The organism is Kitasatospora sp. NPDC127111 (assembly GCF_042677465.1).
Classification (GTDB): Bacteria; Actinomycetota; Actinomycetes; order Streptomycetales; family Streptomycetaceae; genus Kitasatospora.
On sequence record NZ_JBHXTG010000004.1, the window covers coordinates 97580 to 113883 of the forward strand.

A 16304-nucleotide genomic window follows, 5' to 3' on the forward strand; every position below is an offset into this window, starting at 1 on the left:
CCGGCTTCCACTGTGCCACCGGATCGGGCACGGTGACAGACGGGGCGGTCCGGCCCGACGGCCGCGGTCCCCGGGGCGCCCGGGCCGGCGCGGTCAGGCCGGCCGGCGCGGTCAGGCGGGCAGCTCGGAGCGGATCCGGAAGGCGTCCGTGGCCCCGGTGAGTTCGAGCATCCGCAGCACCAGCGGCCGGGGGTTGACGAGTTCGATCCGGCTGCCGCCGCCGTCGGCGACGCCCCGGGCGCGCAGCAGCGCGTTCAGGCCGGTGGAGTCGCAGAACTCCAGGTCCGCGCAGTCGATCACCACGGTCGTGCCGGGCGTGCGCAGCGCCTCGTCGAGGGCGGTGTGGACGAGCTCGACGGTGTCGAGGTCGAGTTCGCCGCGCAGGGTGAGGACGGTGCCGCCGGCCCAGGCACGGGTGGAGACGGACAGACCGCCGGGCTCGACGTCCGGTTCGGGGTTCTTCGGCGTGCGACGGTTCATCGGGATCGTCTCCTTGCACCCGCGTCTGCCGTGCCTTCCACGATAGGCCGGTCGGTTCGCCCGGCGCGGTGGGCGGGGGCGCCCCGGGCAGGCTCCTCGTGCCGGGCCACGCCGTGGCGGCGCCCCCGCAGTGCGGATGTCCACTCCGCCCGGCCGGAAACGTCGGCGCCGGGCGTCCGGACCGCGCCGATTGACCCCGCGGTGGCCGGGTAGGCGCGCGGCCGTGAGCGAGAGGAGGCGGCGTCATGCCCCGAGCATCGAGCCCCGAGCGGGAGCGCCGGGACGCGCGGATCCGCCCCGCGCGCATCCGGTACGCGCCCATCCACGAGGACGCCGGACAGGGCGCACCGGACCGCGGCAGGGCGATGACCGTACCGATTCCCCCCGACCCCGACACCGAGCCGTTCCCGCACCCCCATCCGGGGCCGCGACCGGGCGAGGAGCCCGACCCGGTGCCCCCGCCCCGGCCGCCCTTCCCGGACCCGGATCCGGCACCCCCGCCGGAACCGGACCCGGCCGTGCGCTGAGCCCCTCCGTGGGCGGCGAGATCGGCCATGCCGCTCAGCGCCGCTCAGCCGGCCGACCGCCGGTAGTGGTGGTCCCAGTGCGGGGGGCCGGCCAGCGGGGAGGGCACCTCCAGCCAGACCGACTTGCCCACCCCTTCCGGCAGCGACCCCCACGCCCGGGACAGCCGGTCGACCACCCGCAGACCGTGCCCGCCCGGCCGGCCCGGGTCGGCGTGCGGCATGAGCCGCGGCTGGACCGGGCTGTCGTCCCGCACCTCCACCCGGAGCCGGCGGGCGTCCCAGTCCAGCAGCAGCTCCCGCGGCCCGCCGGGGGCGTGCAGGCAGGCGTTGGTGACCAGTTCGGAGACCATCAGCAGGACGTCCTCGGCGACGGCCTGCTGTTCCGGGTCCAGGGCCGGCAGCCAGTGCCAGTCCAGCAGCGCCCGCCGGCTGAAGTCCCGGCAGCGCAGCACGGCGCCCTCCGTCCCGGAGAGGGCCAGCCGCCGCGTCTCGGCCGGTGCCGCTGCACCACCGGGAGGTGGGCGTTCACCGGGCGCGGTCATGGCGTCGCCTCTCATTCCGCGGCATCGCCGGAAACGGCACCGCCGGGATCGGCGTCGCCGGACGCCGTACCGCCGGTCGGCGGGCCGGCCACCAGCGCGGCCTCGACACTCGGGTGGATCCGCAGCACGGTGTCGGCCCCCGTCACCTCGAACAGCCGGGCGACCGCCGAGCGCGGGCCGGCCAGTTCCAGGCGCAGCCCGGCCGCCTCGGCGTCCAGCCGGGCCCGCAGCAGCAGGTTGAGCCCGGTGGAGTCGCAGAACCGCAGCTCGCTCAGGTCCACCAGGATCCGGCCCGTCCCGCCGCCGGCCGGCGCGGCCAGCGCGGACCGCAGTCCGTCCGCGGTGTCGTGGTCCAGTTCCCCCGCCACCGCGACCACTCGGACGTCCCCGATCCGGTGCGCCGAGATCAGCAGCCGTCCCAGGCCGTCGTCCCCGCCCCTGTGTGCTCCTGCCCGTTCCATTCCAGGCTCCCGGTCCGGTGACGGCGGGGCGCCGTCCCCACCATGATGCCGCGCACACGGTCGCACCGCCCGGACGGCCGGGCGCCACGGCACGTAACCGGCCCCGGCCGGGCACGCCGATGTGACCTCGGCATCGTCCATGCCCCGGCGTTTGCCCCCGTGGGGTCCGGATACACGCGTGATCCGGACGGGAGCCCGCAGCGGCGGCCTGCCGATCGAGGCGACAGAGGCGACGGAGGCGATCACGATGACAGCTCCGGAGACCAGCCGCCCCGCCGCCACCGAGCCGCCCCGGGTCGGCCGGCGCGAGTCGCCCGAGGAGCGCGCCGACCGGCGCTGGAGCGAGATGCTCCAGGAGGTCCGGGTCGCGCAGACCGGCTCGCAGATCCTCTTCGGCTTCCTGCTGAGCGTCGTCTTCATGCCGCGCTTCGCCGAACTCGGCGCCTTCGACCGCGGCCTGTACGTGATGACCGTGGTGCTCGGCGCGCTGGCCACCGGCGCGCTCACCGCGCCGGTCTCCTACCACCGGGTGCTGGCCGGCCGCCGGCTGAAGCCGCAGCTGGTGGACGGCGTCGCCCGCCTGGTCGCGGCCGGTCTGGTGCTGCTGTCGCTGACCGTCGGCTCGGCGCTGCTGCTCCTGCTCCGGGTGGCGACCGACTCCGTCACGGCGGCCGGGGTCGCCGCCGGCGTGATGCTCTGGTTCGCCGCCTGCTGGCTGATCCTCCCCGTGCACCAGCTGCGCCTCCACAACGGTCACGACCACGACCTGCACGGCTGCGTCGATCCGCCCGCCGGGCGGACGCGGGGAGTCTGACGACCGGCCTCAGCCCCACCACTGCTCGGGGACGGCGGCCGGCTCCGGGTCGGCCCCGGCCCCACCCCCGGCCCCACCTCCAGCCCCGGGCTCTTCCTCGGCCGGGGGCGGCCCGGCCGTGACCAGCACGGCGTCGGTCCCGGTCTCGGTCACCCGGTAGCCCGACTCCCGCAGCACCAGGGCGACCGCCCCGCTCACCGCCGCCCGGACGCCCTCGGCGGGCGGCGGCCCGACGTCCTCCGCGCCGTCCGGCCCGGCCCGGTCAACCGGCGTCCAGCCGACCACCACCCCTTGCGGCCGATGTCCGATCCGCAGGCCTGACGGCCCCTGCCCGGTGTCGAACCCCGCGCGGGCCAGGGTCGCGGTCACGTCCTCGAAGAGTTCACGGTGATCCACCATTGGCGCAGCGTAGGCCCGAAGGTGCGCCGTCCCCGTGCACGGCGCGCGCCGAAACGGTTCGGCGCCCGTCGAACAGCACCCGGGCGCACCACGCGGGCTCCCACCCGCGGCCGAACGGCGCGGTGAACCCCCGGACGGGCCGACACGAGCGGCCGGACGGGCCGATGGACGTGCACAGGCGGCCCCCTGCCGACAGCATGACAGAGTAAGCGCTCCATCACTTTGAGCAACGGGGCCAGCGGGTCGGCGGATCCGCGCGCCGGCGTACCCGGCGGCCCCGTATCGAGAGGTCCCATGATCACATCAATCCGCCGGCCGGCAGTCCCGCAGGCGGGCTCCCCGGCCGGTACGCAGCGGACGCCGGGGAGCCCGTCGTGAGCGCCCCGCAGCAGTCGGGCCCGGGACCGGTCACCAGCACGCGGGCGGCGCCCGCGAACAAGGCCGAGGCCCTCGCCGACTGGACCGACGGCCGGCTCGGCATCTACGCCCTGTCCAAGGCCAACCTCCGCAAGATCTTCCCGGACCACTGGTCCTTCATGCTGGGCGAGATCTGCCTGTACACCTTCATCATCATCATCGTGACGGGTGTCTGGCTGACCCTCTTCTTCAAGCCCTCCATGGGCGAGGTGATCTACGAGGGGAGGTACCTCCCGCTCCGGGGCGTCCCGATGTCCGAGGCCTACGCCTCGACGCTCGACATCAGCTTCGACAGGCGGGGCGGCCTGCTGATCCGGCAGATCCACCACTGGGCGGCGATCGTGTTCGTCGCCGCCATGTTCGTGCACATGATGCGGGTGTTCTTCACCGGGGCGTTCCGCAAGCCGCGCGAGATCAACTGGCTGTTCGGCGCTGGCCTGCTGATCCTCGGCATGTTCGACGGGTTCATGGGCTACTCGCTGCCCGACGACCTGCTCTCCGGCACGGGCATCCGGTTCATGGAGGGCGCGATCCTCGCCGTGCCGATCGTCGGCACGTACCTGATGTTCTTCCTCTTCGGCAGCCAGTTCCCCGGCATCGACATCGTGCCCCGGCTGTTCACCGTGCACATCCTGCTGATCCCGGGGATCATGATGGGCCTGCTGGTGGCCCACCTGATCCTGGTCTTCTACCACAAGCACACCCAGTTCGCCGGGCCCGGCCGGACCGAGCAGAACGTGGTCGGCATGCCGCTGATGCCGGTCTACATGGCGAAGGCGGGCGGGTTCTTCTTCCTGGTGTTCGGCATCATCGCGGCGATGTCGGCGGTCGCCACGGTCAACCCGATCTGGGCGTACGGCCCGTACCGGCCGGACCAGGTGTCCACGGACGCCCAGCCCGACTGGTACATGGGGTACTCCGAGGGCCTGATCCGCATCATGCCGGGCTGGGAGATCGGCCTCTGGGGCCACACCCTGAACCTGGGCGTCTTCGTCCCGCTGATGATCTTCCCGTTGGTGCTGGTGGCCATCTGGAGCTACCCGTTCCTGGAGGCCTGGATCACGGGCGACAGGCGCGAGCACCACATGGCCGACCGGCCGCGCAACGCGCCCGTCCGCACGGCCTTCGGCGCGGCCTGGATCAGCCTCTACCTGGTCCTGCTCGCCGGTGGCGGCAACGACCTGCTCGCCACCCACTTCCACCTGTCGATCAACGCGATCACCAATGCCTGCCGGATCGGGTTCTTCGTCGCACCGGTCGTGACCTTCGTGATCACCAAGCGGTGGTGCCTGGGCCTCCAGCGGCGCGACAAGGAGAAGGTGCTGCACGGCCGCGAGACCGGTGTCATCAACCGGCTGCAGCACGGCGAGTACATCGAGGTGCACGCCCCGCTGCCGCAGGAGCGGCTGTACACGCTCACCTCGCACGACCAGCCGCAGCCGGTCGTGCTGCCGGCCGAGGTGGACGAGAACGGGGTGGTCCGCAAGGCCGGACTGCTCGCGCGCGCCCGGGCCAAGTTCTCCCGGGGCTTCTACGGCGAGGGCAGCCAGATCGCCAAGCCCACCGCCGAGGAGCACCAGGAGATCGCCAGCGGCCACGGCCACCACTGACCCACAGGCGCCGCCCGCGCGACAGGGGCCCGCCGCACCTCCCCGGTGCGGCGGGCCCTTCGCGATGCCCCGCGGCCGGGCAACCCCGCGCCCGACCAGCCCTGCGGCTGCCCGTCCCGCGGCTGCCCCCCGATGCTTGAGCCCCCGCCCCGGTGCGCCCGCCCGGGTCGGGTTCAGACCCGCAGGACGGCGGGCACCACCGCGAGCAGCGCCACGGCGAGCGTCACCCCCAGGCAGACGGCCGCCCAGCGGGTGCAGATCCGGCGGCACTCGCTGCGGTAACGGGCCGCCAGCTGCCGGCACCGTTCCACGGCGCGGTCCACGACGTCCTCCGCGTAGCGCAACCGGTCGGCGGTGTAGGCCCGTTCGAGACTCTCCCGGTCGCCGGGCGAGAGCCAGGGGAACTGTCCGACGAAGGCCCGGGCGTCCCGCTCGGCCGCCGACACCTCGGCCTCCCAGGCCAGGTAGCCCTCCAGCCGGGCGATCTCCACCCGGGTGTCCACCGGGGCACCCGCCGCGCCGGTCCCCTTGCCCGGCCGAGGGCTCCGCGCCCTCGGCGGGCGCTGCCTGCCACCCATGACCGCTCCTTGTTCCAGCACCCGGGCACCGCGGCGAGCAGCACGGCGGCAGCGGCGCGCACCTGTCGAGTCGGCCGGCCGGGCCCCCACCGTGGGAGCCCGTAGCGCAACCACGCAACTACTACCAGTGACCGGTCGGCGAGCGCGGGCCGACTCGCCGGTCCGGCGGCCGGCAAAGAAGCGGCGCCGACCTGCGCAGACGCGACACCGGCGGGCGGCCGGCGCGGGCGCCGCGGCACACCGACCGCGACCGGGAGCACCCCGCCGCGCGGCACGCCCCGCAGGCCGGCGACACCCGAACGGCGTCCGCCACGCTCCGCGCACAGCCGTGTACCATCGGCGACCGGGTCGGCGCACCGCCCGGCCCGCCCCGGTCCGCCCGGGGTACGAACACGGAGGTCAGCCATGCCCGACGCCGGTCGGTTCAGCGAGGTGGGCGAGCAGGGCTCGCGGGCGGTCGTCGAGGCGGCCGCCGTGCTGGAGCACGAGCTCGCCGCCGGGCGGACCGACGCGACGACGGCCGACGACCGGCTCAGCGGCGAACCCCGGCTCGACCCCGAGGAGTTCGGGCGGCTGGTGCAGCAGGTCTCCGAGCACACCCACCAGCTGATCGACGCCGTCGGCGCCCGGCTCGCGGGCAACACCGCCGCCGCGGCGGCCGCGCACACCCGGCGGCTCACCGCCAACGCCCACGACGCCCTCGACCTGCTGCTCAAACTGACCGCCCTGACGACGGAGTTCCCCGAGCGGGCGAACGGGCGGGCGGCGGAGCCGCAGCAGGAGCACGGCCCGCAGCCGCGACCGGGGCAGCACCCCGGCGGGGCCGAAGGCCACCGGGGGTGACGGCCGCGGCACCACCGCTCGCCGACCGGGCGCGGCTGGTCGAACGGGTGCTCGCCCGGTACGGCGAGCGGACGGTGGCGGCGCTGCTGCGCCACATCCCCGAACAGAGCCCGCCCTACCTCTACGAGTTGGCCGCCGACTACCCGGCCCGCCCCGGCAAGGGGCTGCGGGCCGCGCTCTGCCTGGCCACCTGCGCCGCGGTCGGCGGCCGTCCGGAGCGCGCGCTCAACCCGGCCGTCACCGCCGAGCTGTTCCACAACGCCTTCCTGATCCACGACGACATCCAGGACGGCAGCGAGCTGCGCCGCGGCACGCCGACGCTCCCCGCCGCCTACGGCGTCGAGGTGGCGCTGAACGTCGCCCACGCCACCCACCTGCTCGGGCACCAGCGGCTGATGGCCAACCGGCGGGAGCTCGGCGACGAGCTGGCCTGGCGGCTCTTCGAGGAGACCGAGCTGATGTGCCGCCAGACCCTGGAGGGCCAGGCGCTGGAGATCGCCTGGATCCGTGACAACGCCTGCGCGCTGGTGTCCGCCGACTACTACCGGATGTGCCTCAAGAAGACGTCCTGGTACACCTTCCTCTACCCGTGCCGCTCCGGCCTGCTGGTCGCCGAGGGCGCGGCCGCCGACGCCGCCCGGCTGGACCGGTTCGGCTGGTACCTGGGCGCGGCCTACCAGATCCAGGACGACGTGCTGAACCTGGTCGGCTCCCAGGCGGACTACGGCAAGGAGATCGCCGGGGACCTCTGGGAGGGCAAGCGCACGCTGATCCTGATCCACCTCCTGGAGCGCTGCACCCCGGCCGAGCGCGCCCGCGCCGAGCGGTACCTGCGCGGCACCCGGGCCCAGCGCGGCCCCGACGCGGCGGAGGACGTCCGCTGGCTGCTCGACCGGATGGCGGCCTACGACTGCGTGCAGAGCGCCCGGGAGGCGGCCGCCGGGCTGGTCGCCGCCGCCGAGCGGGAGCTCGCCCGGGTGCTGGCGGCCGCTCCCCCGCCCGCCGGCCTCTCCGAGGAGGGCGTCGAGGCACGGGAGTTCCTGCTCGCCCTGCCGGGCTTCGTGGTGTCCCGGGGGCGCTGACCGCGGCCGCCGCTCCGGTGGACTCCCCCCGGGTACCTGGCACATTCACCCGGGATGCGTAAGATCCACAACCGCGACCGCCCGCTCCGGCGGAACCGGTCGCGTGATGGCCGGCGTCACGGGGAGTGATGCCGTTCGGGGCGGTTTCGAGCACGGGGGGTGGGTGGCCGATGTCGATACGATCCGGGCTGCGCGGGCTGGAACGGCTGGCCCGGCCGCTGCCCGCCGGGGTCGACCTCTACCAGCTGCGGCCGGACGGTCACGTGCTGATCGCCGACCGGGACGGCGCCCGGGAGCTGGGGCCGGGCAGCGCGCACGGCGAGGCCGGCGAGGAGCTGCTGCGCTTCATCGACGCGGGCCAGTTCGCCCACTACCTGGTCGGCGACGCCAAGACCTCGCCCGAGCGGCCGTCCAACGCCACCTACAAGCTCGGCATCGTCGCCCCGCACAGCGCCTTCACCCCGCACGCCCACGGCGGCGAGCACCTGGTGCTGAGCCTCGGCCACGCCTCCTGCGGACTGTACGACGCCGAGCGGCGCCGGGTGGTGGACGTGCCGCTGACCCCGGGGCTGCTGATCCGGATCCCCGAACTGATGCCGCACTCCTTCGCCAACCGGGGCGACGGACCGCTCAACATCCTGGCCGCCAACACCGGCTTCGGCATCGACCACGAGGACTACGCGATCACCGCGGCCGAGGCCGAACGCCGCGAGGACGCCCGACTCGCCTCCGCGCTCCGGGAAGTGGAGCGGAACCAGCGGGTGGGTACGGTCAGCGCGAGAGAGCGGCTGGCCGCCCGGCTGCGCCGCTTCGCCGCGACGCTGGAGACACCGCGATGATCTGTCCCCACTGCGCCAAGAACCTGCTGCAGCGCGACCGCTCCGGCCGTACCTGCTCGTCCTGCCACAAGGGCTTCGCCCTGGACCCGAAGATCGACGGCCCCGGGCTGCACGACGTACGGATCCGCAAGCTCGTCGAACGGATCACCGACGGGCGCCAACTGGTCTGCACCGTCGACCAGTTGCGCTGGGCTGAGGCACGCCGGGGCCGGCCCGCGCCGGAGTTCCGGGGCTCCCGGGAGAGCGCGGGCTGCCTGAGCGTGCTCGGAGGCGTGCCGCTGATCGCCGCCCTGGTGGTGCTGCACGGGACCGCGATGGTGCTGGCCCTGCTCGCCGCCGTCATCTTCCTGGGGATGGCCGTCAACCGGCTGGTGCTCTCACGGATACCCGCACCTCCGTCGGCCGTCAGACCGGCCTGGGACGCCCGGGGCTTCCACGACCGGGTGGCCGTCCAGTGGAAGCGGGTCTACGGCGTGCTGCCCGCCGGGCTGGTCGAGGACGACCTGGTCGAACCGGGGCCGCCGCCGGCCGATCCCGCCTTCGTGCTGCTCTGCCCCAGCCGTACCGTCACCCGGTTCCTGCACGCCAACGGCTACCCGCGGCGCCACCGCGCGCTGCTCGTCCACGCCCTGCGCGAGGTGCCCGACGGCCCGCCGGTCGTCGTCCTGCACGACGCCTCCCCGGAGGGCTGCCTGCTGGTCGCCGAGGCGCGCGCCGCGCAGCCCGGCCGGCGGGTGCTGGACGCCGGCCTGCCGGCGCGCGCGGTGCTGAGCGTCGAGGACAAGTGCGTGGTCCTGCGCGATCCCGACCGGGCCGAGGAGCTCCGGGTGCGGCTGGAACGGGACGTCCCCGGGCTGACCACGGGCGAGCGGGAGTGGTACGCCGAGGGCTGGTGGAGCCCGCTCGCCGCGCTGCCGCCGAAGCGGCTGATGGCCGTCGCCGAGCGCGCGGCCGAGCGGGCGCCGGAGCCGCCGGCCCGCGTCCCGCTGCAGAAGGGGCCGGCGCCCGCGCAGCCGGAGGACCCCGCCGAGACCCGCCGCCGGGCGCTCGCCGTCGGCTTCCTGACCTGGCCCGAGCCGACCGAGGAGTCCCCCGCATGACCGTGTCGCCCCCGCCCCGGCCGGCGCGCCGCCGGCCGCTGCGCCTGCTGCTGGACGGCGCGCTCACCGTCGCCGCCGACCGGGCCGGGGCGCCCGGCGGCCTGCGGTACACCGAGCGCCAGCTGTACTACGAGCTCTGCCGGGTGCTGCAGCCGCTGCACGCCGGGCCGCGCCGGATCCCCTACACGCTGGCGCCGCCCGTCCGGTACGCCCGGTTCGCGGAGGCGGTGGCCGAGCGCCGCGAGGAGCTGCCCGGCCTGCTGCCCGCCCCCGCGCCGGTGGCACCGGGGCCGCGGTCCGCCGCCGAGAGCGACCTCTACGACTACGGGCTGCCCCGGCTGCTGGTCTGCCAGAGCCCCGAGATCACCGCGATGCTGATCGCCAACGACCTGCACCTGGAGGCCGCCTGCCCGGTCGTCGCCGCCGACCGACTGCCGCTCGACCCGCGGCTGGTGGCCGGCCTGCGGCGGGCCGGCGACGCCGTGGTGCACGTGCTGCACGACGCCAGCCCGAGCGGGCTCGCCTGCTACCAGCGGGTCCGCCGGGAGCTGCGCGACCTCGGCGTGAACGACGGCGGAGGGAACGACGGCCGCGGGAACGACGGTGGCGGGGCGGGCGGGGACGGCTGGCCGCGGGTCCGCTCGATGGGCCTGGTCCCCCGGCACGCCGTCACCCTGCACCTGACCTCCGGGCGCGGCCCGCAGCCGTACCGGGGCCCGCTGCCCGCCGGGCTGCGGCCCGAGGAACGCGCCTGGCTCGGCAGCGGGCGGACCATCGAGCTGGCCGCCGTCAACCCCGCCCGGCTGCTGCACACCGTGATCCGCCAGGTCCGCGGCGGCTCCGGCGGCCCGCGCCGGGCCCCGCTCCACCGGCGCGTCCGCTCCGTGCGCGACACCGGCTTCCTGACCTGGCCGACGCCCTGAGGCGCTCCCCGACTCCCGAGGACTCCCCCTGATGACGCAGCCACGCCACCTCGGCTACCGCGACGAACTGCTCGCCGACGGCGCCGTGCACCGCCGCTACGAGGACGGCCGGAGCGAGTGGCGCCGCCGCGGCGCCGGCCCGCTCGTGCACTGGCACGACAGCACCGGCCGGTCCGGCACCGACGAACCGCTCGGCACCGACCTGGTCAAGCGCACCGAGGCCGACGGCACCGTCCGCTACGGCCGCGACATCGGCTACGGGCGCACCGTCTGGGCCCACGGCGAGCTGGTCACCGTCAACCGGACGGCCTTCCGCGGCCGGCTCGGCGTCGTGCTCGGGGCGCTCGGCGTCGCGGGGGCCGGCGCCGTCGCCCTCTCCCAGCTGCCGCCCCTGGAGCTCAGCGCGGACGAGGAGGAGGAGCTGCGCCGGCAGGCGCAGGCCCGGAGCGCCGACCCCTCCGGCGGTGACTCCGGCGGCGGAGGCGACTCGGGCGGCGACCCGGGTGACGGCGGGGACCACGACGGGGACGCCGACGCCGACTACGCGGGCGACTGGGACGACTCCGGCGACGACGGCTGGGACGGCGACGACTTCGGCTGAACCGCCTCCCCGCCCCCCGCCCGACCAGGCACCACACCGAAAGGCACCACCGAGCATGGCACGCTGCTGCGCCTGCGCCGGCCCCGACGCCGGCCGGGCCCGCACCCACCTGGCCGCACTCGCCGGCACCACCGCGGGCCCGGCCGCCCGGGCCCCCGAAGCCGCCCAGGCCGCCCTGATCACCGGTGAACCCGGCTTCGCCGCCGGCCCGTTCACCGCCGATGGCGTCACCGCCGTCGGCGAGGTCACCCTGCACAACCGGGCCGCACTGCACGCCGCGCTGGCCGCCGCCGGCCGCCCCGCCCCCGACAGGTGCCCCGACGGCGAGCTGCTGCTCCGCCTCTGGCGCGGCCTCGGCGCGGACGGCGTCCGGCTCGCCGACGGCCTCTTCGTCCTCGTCGTGGTGGACGGCGCCGACCTCGTCCTGATCCGCGACCACGCCGGCGCCCGCACCGTCTTCTACGCCCGCGCCGACGGCTGCTGGGCCGCCTCCACCTCGCTGCGCGCGCTGCGGCACTGGCCCGCCCTCGGCACCGGCGTCAACCTGGCCGCCGTCCGCTCCTTCCTCACCTTCGCCTACCTGCCCGGCGAGGAGACCCTGCTGCGCGGCGTCCACGAGGCGCTGCCCGGCCGCGTCCTGCGCCTGCGCGCGGACGGCACGGTGCACCAGGAGTCGTACTGGGAGCCGGCCGAACTCCTCTCCGCGGAGGCCGACTCCGTACCGCCGGACGAGTACGCCCGGCAGCTGCGCCTCCTCCTGGAGCAGGCCACCGCGCGCCGGCTGCCCGAGGGGGAGGACGTCGCCGTCCTGCTCTCGGGCGGTGTCGACAGCTCGCTGGTCACCGCGCTGGCCGCCCGCCTGCACGACCGCCCGGTGCGCACCTACTCGATCAGCTTCGGCGACGGGCTCCCCAACGAGCTCGGCTACTCCGGCCTGGTCGCCGACCACTGCCGCACCGACCACCGGGTGCTCACCGTCTCCGGCGCCGAGGTCGCCGCCCGGCTCGCCGACACCGTCGCCCTGCTGGACAGCCCGGTCGGCGACCCGCTGACCGTCCCCAACCTGATGCTCGCCGAGGCCGTCGCCGGCGACGGCCTCACCGTCTCGCTCAACGGCGAGGGCGGCGACCCGGTCTTCGGCGGGCCGAAGAACCTGCCGATGCTGGTGCACGAGATGCACCGGGACGACCCGGCCCCCGAGGTCCGCGCCGAGGCCTACCTGCGCTCCTACCGCAAGTGCTACGAGGACCTGCCCCGGCTGCTCACCCCGGCCGCGCTGCGGGCCCTGGAGTCCGCGCCCGAACCGCGCCGCTTCGTCGCGCCCTACCTGCGGCCCGGCCCGATGCGCTCGCTGCTCAACCAGCTGCTCCACTGCAACCTGCGCACCAAGGGCGCGCACCACATCCTCACCAAGGTGGAACGGCTCACCGCCTCGCAGGGCGTGCAGGGACGCTCCCCGCTCTTCGACCGGCACGTCGTCGACCACGCCTTCGCCACCCCGCCCCGGCTCAAGCTGCACGGCACCGTCGAGAAGTGGGTGCTCAAGGAGGCCGTCCGCGACCTGCTCCCGGCGGCCGTGGTCGACCGCCCGAAGAGCGGCATGCGGGTGCCCGTCCAGCAGTGGCTGCGCGGCCCGCTGCGCGACCTCTCCGGCGACCTGCTGCTCGGCCGCACCGCCCGTGAGCGCGGCCTCGTCCGGCCCGACACCGTCCGCACCTGGATGCGCCGCGAGGGCACGCTGCTGCCCCGCCAGGGCGGCAAGCTCTGGCTCGTCCTCACCCTCGAACTCTGGCTGCGCGCCTACGACCTCTGACCGGCCCGACCCGCGCACCGACCCGCGCACCGCCCCGAAAGGCCCCGCATGGAACACCCGTTCGCTCCCCCCGCGCCGCCCGCACCGGCCGACCCCGTCGACCTGATCGACCCCCGGACCGGCCGCGCCCGGGGCTCGCTGACCCCGGCCCGCGCCGAACAGGTCGCCGAGGCCGTCGGCCTCGCCCGGCTCGGCGCCATGCTCTGGCGGGCGTACACCCCGCGCGAGCGCGAACGGCGGCTCGACGCGCTCGCCGACCTGATCGAGGAGCACCTCGCGGAGTACGTCGCGCTGGAGCGGGCCGGCACCGGCAAGCCCGAGGCGGAGGCCACCGGCGAAGTCCGCGAGGTCGCCGACCTCTTCCGGTTCTACGCCGGCGCCGCCCGGGCCGGCACCGCGCCCGCCGCCGGACGCTACCTGGCCGGCCACGAGAGCTGGGTGCGCTGGGAGCCGATCGGCGTGGTCGGGGCGATCGTCCCCTGGAACTACCCGCTGCTGATGGCCGCCTGGCGCTGCGCCCCGGCGCTCGCCGCCGGCAACGCCGTCGTCGTCAAGCCCGCCGAGACCACCCCGGACTCGGTCGTCCTGCTCGCCGAGCACGCCGCCCGGGCCCTCGGCGACCGCGTCCTCACCGCGCTCCCCGGCGACCGGGAGACCGGCCGGCTGCTGGTCGCGAGCGACGTCGACATGATCGCCTTCACCGGCAGCGCGCTCGCCGGCGCCGACATCGCCGCCCGGGCCGGCCACCGCCGGGTCAGCCTGGAGCTCGGCGGCAACAGCCCCGTCCTCGTCCTGCCCGACGCGCCCGACCACACCTGGGCCGCCCTCGCCACCGCCTGCACCTACAACGCCGGGCAGAGCTGCGCCGCACCCGCCCGGGTGATCACCCTGACGGAGAACCACGAACAGGCCGTCGCCGCGCTGACGGCCGCCCTGGCCGAGCGGCAGTCCGGGCGCGACTTCGGCCCGCTCAACAACCCCGACCAGGCCGCCCGCTACGACCGCCTCGTCGCCGCCTCCGCCGCCGAGCGCTCGATCGCCGCCCCCGGCCGCGCCGACGGCCTCTGGCGCCCCGCCCGCCTGCTCGCCGACCTGCCCGCCGACGACCCGGCCGTCCAGGAGGAGGTGTTCGGCCCGCTGCTCACCGTCCAGCACGCCGAGGACCTCGAAGCGGCGCTCGCCCTGGCCAACGACGTCCCCCAGGCCCTCGCCGCCAGCGTGTGGACCCGCGACCTCAGCGCCGCCCTGGACCTGACGGCCCGCCTGGACGCCGGCGAGACCTGGGTCAACTGCCACCTCGCCCAGACCGCCGAGCTCCCCCACAGCGGCCGCGGCACCTCCGGCCACGGCACCGACCTGTCCACCCTGGCCCTCCAGGAGTACCAGCGGCCGAAGACGGTGACGGTCCGGCTGTGACCGGCCGGGAGGCTTCGCTCCGCATACGAAGCTGCGGTGCCGCACCGCGCCCGGTGCCCGGTTGCGGCCCACCGGCACGCGTGCCGTACTGGGCGCATGCCGCCGGAACCAGAGCCGCCCGCCGCCCCGACCCCGCCCAGCCCTCCCCCGCCCGATCCCCCGCCTGATCCGCCTGCCGCCGGCGGCTCCGCGAGCGGCCGCCGGCACGGGCGCGGCTCGGCGTCCTGGCGGCGCCGGACCCAGACCCGGATCGCCGGGCTGGAGGCAGAGCTGCTCCGGCTCAAGGCCGAGGGGCTGCCGGACAACCAGAGCCTGGCCGCCGAGGCGGCCACCCTGTTGGAGCACGCGCACAAGGCGACCGAACCACGCCGGTTCCGGCGGTGGCAGAGCAGCGCCGACGCGGAACAGGCCGAAGCCGACCTCAGCCGGGCCGAGACACTGCTCCGGCAGCTGGCCCACCGCGCACCGACGTACGGCCACCGGGACGTGGCCGCCCGCGGCCGGCTCGCGTCCTGGCGCCAGCGCAGGAGCACCCACATCGCCGCGCTGCAGGCGCAGCTCGACCAGATCGAGGCCACCCGCCGGCTCACGCCCGCACAGCAGCAGCTGGCCCACAAGACCCACGTCCTGCTGGAGTCCGCGCGCGAGGCCGCCGGGCGGCGGAGCCTCTTCGCCTGGCTGACGGGATCGGCGGTGGACCGGGTCTCGTCCAGCATCCACGAGGCCGAGGTGGCGCTCCTCCAGCTCACGCCGCCCGAGGACCTGCGCTGGCGGGGCGCCGTCGTGCTCACCACGGGGCGGCACCACCTCGGCGCCGAGGACCCGCGTCTCGCGCTCCTCGAGGAACAGTTGCGCGCGCACCAGAACGCGCTGACCGAGGACTTCCGGGACCTCGCCGCGAGCGTGCTCTACGCCTCGAACTCCGTCGAGGAGACGGAACTGGCCAGGGTGCGGAGCTTCCGCAACATCCTGCTGGTCTCGTTCCTCGCCACCAGCGCCATCGCCGTGGGCCTCATCCTGCTCGGCTGCGACGAGAGCTTCGGTCTGCAGGCACTGCTCTGCTTCGAACCCCCGGATCCGGACAACCCCGGCGCGACGAAGACGGTGTGCCCGGTCGGGAGCGAACCGTCGGAGGACTCCGTCCTGCTGGTCGCGTTCATCGGGATGACGGCGGCGGCGCTGGCCGGAGCGGCGTCCGTGAAGAACCTCCAGGGGACGGCCATGCCCTACATGGTCCCGGTCGGCCTGCTGCTGCTCCGGCTCCCGATCGGCGTCATCTCCGCGTTCCTCGGCATCATCTTCATCGGCGGAGCCTTCCTTCCGGGCCTGTCGGCGCTGGACAGCAGCGCCCAGATCGTCGCCTGGGCCGCCGTCTTCGGCATCAGCCAGGAAGGGCTGACGCGGACCATCGACAAGCAGGGCAAGGCCGTCCTGGAGAACGTCAAGGGCTCCTGGCGCGAGTTCGGCAGTCCCCCCGCGGCACCTCCGGTGGCACCCACCCGCACCGCCGTCCCCACCACCGACGGCGAGGGCCCGGAGACCTGACCACGGTTCCGGCGCCGCCGTCCTACGGTGGGAGTACGGCCGAGTACTTCGAGCGCCACGAGGTGAGTACTCGTCCGCTGATCCGGGTGGGCCGGGAGGCGGGGACCGGCGCATGACCCGAACCGCTTCCCAGCCCCACCCGAACTGGTGGCGACCGCCGGAGCACCTGTCGGTGGCCGCACTGGTACCGCTGGTGGTGCCGTGGCCGGTGGCGTACCTGCTCCGGCCGGCGCGGGTGCGGGCGGCGCCGGCGCCCGGGGCGGCGCTCGCGGTGGCCGTGTTCACGATCTCCAGCATCCGCCCGGGCAGCTGAG

General features: G+C 75.6%; 17 protein-coding genes. 12 read left to right on the plus strand and 5 right to left on the minus strand.

From position 1 onward, the window contains the following. Positions 1 to 111: 111 nt before the first annotated feature. The 3 genes from ACFVHB_RS04530 to ACFVHB_RS04540 form a co-directional block, all read right to left on the minus strand. Entirely contained in the window at positions 112 to 480 is a 369-nt protein-coding gene (locus ACFVHB_RS04530; protein ID WP_380314946.1) for an STAS domain-containing protein, read from the minus strand. A 571-nt stretch (positions 481 to 1051) separates the two neighbouring features. Further along, positions 1052 to 1549 (minus strand): ATP-binding protein, encoded by a 498-nt coding sequence (locus ACFVHB_RS04535; RefSeq protein WP_380314949.1) that lies wholly within the window; start codon positions 1547 to 1549, stop codon positions 1052 to 1054. An 11-nt stretch (positions 1550 to 1560) separates the two neighbouring features. Further along, positions 1561 to 2010 (minus strand): STAS domain-containing protein, encoded by a 450-nt coding sequence (locus tag ACFVHB_RS04540; RefSeq protein ID WP_380314952.1) that lies wholly within the window; start codon positions 2008 to 2010, stop codon positions 1561 to 1563. Positions 2011 to 2188: 178 nt separating this feature from the next. Between ACFVHB_RS04540 and ACFVHB_RS04545 the strand changes: the two genes are divergently transcribed. Then, positions 2189 to 2824 (plus strand): DUF6328 family protein, encoded by a 636-nt coding sequence (locus tag ACFVHB_RS04545; RefSeq protein WP_380314955.1) that lies wholly within the window; start codon positions 2189 to 2191, stop codon positions 2822 to 2824. Between the two features lie 9 nt (positions 2825 to 2833). On the opposite strand, the gene ACFVHB_RS04550 is transcribed toward ACFVHB_RS04545, so the two are convergent. Further along, positions 2834 to 3223 (minus strand): hypothetical protein, encoded by a 390-nt coding sequence (locus ACFVHB_RS04550; protein WP_380314958.1) that lies wholly within the window; start codon positions 3221 to 3223, stop codon positions 2834 to 2836. A gap of 374 nt (positions 3224 to 3597) precedes the next feature. Here ACFVHB_RS04550 and ACFVHB_RS04555 point away from each other — a divergent pair, with 374 nt between their 5' ends. Continuing rightward, entirely contained in the window at positions 3598 to 5250 is a 1653-nt protein-coding gene (locus ACFVHB_RS04555) for a cytochrome bc complex cytochrome b subunit (protein ID WP_380314961.1), read from the plus strand. Between the two features lie 173 nt (positions 5251 to 5423). Here the strand turns inward: ACFVHB_RS04555 and ACFVHB_RS04560 are convergent, their stop codons facing one another. After that, positions 5424 to 5828: a hypothetical protein gene (locus ACFVHB_RS04560; RefSeq protein ID WP_380314964.1), complete on the minus strand. Its 405-nt coding sequence runs from the start codon at positions 5826 to 5828 to the stop codon at positions 5424 to 5426. A 405-nt stretch (positions 5829 to 6233) separates the two neighbouring features. On the opposite strand from ACFVHB_RS04560, the gene ACFVHB_RS04565 reads away from it, so the two are divergent. The 10 genes from ACFVHB_RS04565 to ACFVHB_RS04610 all read left to right on the plus strand — a co-directional run bounded on the left by ACFVHB_RS04565 (position 6234) and on the right by ACFVHB_RS04610 (position 16303). Further along, positions 6234 to 6671 carry a hypothetical protein gene (locus tag ACFVHB_RS04565; protein WP_380314967.1) on the plus strand — a complete coding sequence of 146 codons (438 nt, stop codon included), beginning with the start codon at positions 6234 to 6236 and terminating at the stop codon, positions 6669 to 6671. After that, positions 6668 to 7753: a polyprenyl synthetase family protein gene (locus tag ACFVHB_RS04570; protein WP_380314970.1), complete on the plus strand. Its 1086-nt coding sequence runs from the start codon at positions 6668 to 6670 to the stop codon at positions 7751 to 7753. Before ACFVHB_RS04565 ends, ACFVHB_RS04570 begins: the two co-directional genes overlap by 4 nt. A 170-nt stretch (positions 7754 to 7923) precedes the next feature. After that, entirely contained in the window at positions 7924 to 8592 is a 669-nt protein-coding gene (locus ACFVHB_RS04575) for a cupin domain-containing protein (protein ID WP_380314973.1), read from the plus strand. Continuing rightward, on the plus strand, positions 8589 to 9692 hold the full coding sequence (locus ACFVHB_RS04580) for a hypothetical protein (RefSeq protein ID WP_380314976.1): 1104 nt from the start codon (positions 8589 to 8591) through the stop codon (positions 9690 to 9692). Before ACFVHB_RS04575 ends, ACFVHB_RS04580 begins: the two co-directional genes overlap by 4 nt. Next, on the plus strand, positions 9689 to 10615 hold the full coding sequence (locus tag ACFVHB_RS04585; protein WP_380314978.1) for a hypothetical protein: 927 nt from the start codon (positions 9689 to 9691) through the stop codon (positions 10613 to 10615). Before ACFVHB_RS04580 ends, ACFVHB_RS04585 begins: the two co-directional genes overlap by 4 nt. A 31-nt stretch (positions 10616 to 10646) precedes the next feature. Beyond that, complete coding sequence (locus tag ACFVHB_RS04590) at positions 10647 to 11216, plus strand: hypothetical protein (protein WP_380314981.1); 570 nt, start codon at positions 10647 to 10649, stop codon at positions 11214 to 11216. A gap of 55 nt (positions 11217 to 11271) precedes the next feature. Further along, positions 11272 to 13029, plus strand: a complete 1758-nt coding sequence (locus tag ACFVHB_RS04595; protein WP_380314983.1) for an asparagine synthetase B family protein — start codon at positions 11272 to 11274, stop codon at positions 13027 to 13029. A gap of 48 nt (positions 13030 to 13077) precedes the next feature. After that, positions 13078 to 14445 (plus strand): aldehyde dehydrogenase family protein, encoded by a 1368-nt coding sequence (locus ACFVHB_RS04600; RefSeq protein WP_380314986.1) that lies wholly within the window; start codon positions 13078 to 13080, stop codon positions 14443 to 14445. Between the two features lie 96 nt (positions 14446 to 14541). Next, a complete protein-coding gene (locus tag ACFVHB_RS04605; protein WP_380314989.1) occupies positions 14542 to 15990 on the plus strand; it encodes a hypothetical protein in 1449 nt (482 codons plus the stop codon). 112 nt (positions 15991 to 16102) lie between these two features. Further along, the gene (locus ACFVHB_RS04610; RefSeq protein ID WP_380314992.1) at positions 16103 to 16303 is read left to right on the plus strand and encodes a hypothetical protein; all 201 of its coding nucleotides are present in this window, start codon (positions 16103 to 16105) and stop codon (positions 16301 to 16303) included. Position 16304 lies beyond the last annotated feature (1 nt).